This is a genomic window from Mesorhizobium sp. M7A.F.Ca.US.006.04.2.1, assembly GCF_004022915.1.
GTDB classification, from domain to species: Bacteria; Pseudomonadota; Alphaproteobacteria; order Rhizobiales; family Rhizobiaceae; genus Mesorhizobium; species Mesorhizobium ciceri.
Map to the genome: position 1 here is coordinate 1 of NZ_RZQA01001034.1, position 1933 is coordinate 1933.

Annotated in this window: 3 protein-coding genes and 1 pseudogene; all 4 read left to right on the forward strand. The window is 59.6% G+C overall.

Annotated elements, in window-relative coordinates:
- The first annotated feature begins 256 nt into the window (after window positions 1-256).
- The gene (locus EN925_RS33840) at window positions 257-937 is read left to right on the forward strand and encodes a hypothetical protein (RefSeq protein ID WP_245460949.1); all 681 of its coding nucleotides are present in this window, start codon (window positions 257-259) and stop codon (window positions 935-937) included.
- Between the two features lie 189 nt (window positions 938-1126).
- Window positions 1127-1324 carry a hypothetical protein gene (locus tag EN925_RS33845; RefSeq protein ID WP_127368823.1) on the forward strand — a complete coding sequence of 66 codons (198 nt, stop codon included), beginning with the start codon at window positions 1127-1129 and terminating at the stop codon, window positions 1322-1324.
- The gene (locus EN925_RS33850; protein WP_127368822.1) at window positions 1325-1585 is read left to right on the forward strand and encodes a hypothetical protein; all 261 of its coding nucleotides are present in this window, start codon (window positions 1325-1327) and stop codon (window positions 1583-1585) included.
- A 3-nt stretch (window positions 1586-1588) separates the two neighbouring features.
- A pseudogene (locus EN925_RS41730) lies at window positions 1589-1841 on the forward strand (hypothetical protein).
- Window positions 1842-1933 lie beyond the last annotated feature (92 nt).

Consider the following 1933-nt stretch of genomic DNA (forward strand, 5'->3'; position numbering starts at 1 on the left):
TAACAGGACAGCCGTAGGAGCGTCAGCATAGCGCCGGCCGCAGGACGGGACGCGGGACCGACTGTCCCCGTCCGCGGCGGTCCGCATCTTGATCGGCGATGGAAGCAGTTGCCTTGGAAACGGGATGATGCGCCGATCATTGTCCAGTGAGTTATCGCGTTGAAAAAACCGACCTTATTCTCCTGTCGGCAACAGCCTATTGACTCCAATGTTCTTATTTTGTTCACTGTCGACATGATTGGCACAGGAGGCGAACATGGAACTTCGCTTGAACATTGAAGGTGCAACGCCCGAAGAACTGGCACACGGTGTCGCGGCAGCCGAAGCAGTCTTCGCGCAAGCCGGCATAACGGCCTTGCAAGGTGCAGAAGGTTTGTTCGCGTTGGAAGGGTGGGATATCAAAGGCTTTCCGGAAGACGACCAGCCAACCGAGGACGAGGACCGAGCCGCTACAGTCTGGATGGAAGCCGACGAGGCCGCGACGAAAGCATGTTGTGCGGGCTGGCCGGAGGACACAATTCCGCGCCATCAGATCATGGAACTGATCAACATTCCCCGAACGAGATTGGAAGCCGAGGCGCTTCCGGACACGTGGCCGGCGCGCAAACAGCTCTATCCTGACGTCGTCAAACGACTGGAGGTCACAGCTGGCCCGGACCGCCAGATCGATTTCGATATTGCCTTCGTTCTTGGTTGGGTGCCCGAGCGGCCAACGCTGGATCGGATCGAGCCGCTTTCGGAAGATGGGGACCGCATCCCTTCTTCACCAGCGACCTTGCCCAGGTGGAAGAAATGGCCCGCAAGGCGCTCAAGGACTGGACGATTGAAATTGATCGGAATCCCTACGATGCCCACGTTTTCGACCCTGCAGCCGCCGATGACGGTGACGAATTGCGCATGGCGGCGTGGCGCGATTTCGACGGCTCCTTGCTTATGAAGAAGCCACCTGCAAATCCGGCAATCGCACTGACCCTGGTAATGATGCGCGGGCAGTCGATGCATTTCGAATAGTGGTGAACGACAAAACACGGCCGCGATCGCCTACCGATCATGCTTGGCCATTCCAGGTCGCACGGCCAGATGGCCGAACGGCCGACGAGGCCGCCCGCATCCGAGGAGAGAGACCATGTCAGAAAAGCCACCGTATATGCCGACCGGCATTGGAATGGGCATGATGAGCGACGACGAGACCAAGGTCGGCGTTCTGATATTCGAAACGGCGCGAGGTAACTTCGACTTCGCCGTCAATCTGCAGGCAGTCGGTGTCCTCATCAAGGCAATCAATAAGATCGAGATGCACCTCCGCTCCGGCAGGACGCACTGAGTGTCCGACGATGTGCCAGATCAGAAAAAGCCGAAGCTGATCGTGGTCGTGGCGTTCGACCGAGGCGAGGATGGCGACCTGTTCACTGCATGCGGTCCGACCGACCAGCAAAGCGAGGACCGCGCGATCCGCAGGGCAAAGGCGCTGGCTTCAAACCACGCTGGTGTCATAGCATGGAGTCGCGACGCCGACCCGGCGCTTGGCGACTATGGGCCACCGACAGTACTGTTCACCAACGGCGAAGTGCCGGACATGGAGTGAAGAATGATCGATCCGCCCAGGTACCTGGATGACCATGACTACGCAGACCGCGCGCTAGACTGCCAGGAGGCCATGGAGCCCGGCTTTCAGGCAATCATCGATTGCATGTTGGAAGTGGGGCTGGACCCGGGGTGAGACATTGCGGGCGCTGAAGCGGCTCATTGCCGCCGACAACATGACCCAGAAAGAGAATGCCAGGACGGAAGCCGAGCTCGCGATCGCGCGTGCCATGGTACGCGCCGGCAAGCCACTTTAGGCTGCCGGCAGTTTGCTGACTCCAGCTTCATCGACCTCCGCTTCCATCTGGTCGCCGACCGGCGCGGCCTTGCCTGCACCCTGGATGGACAC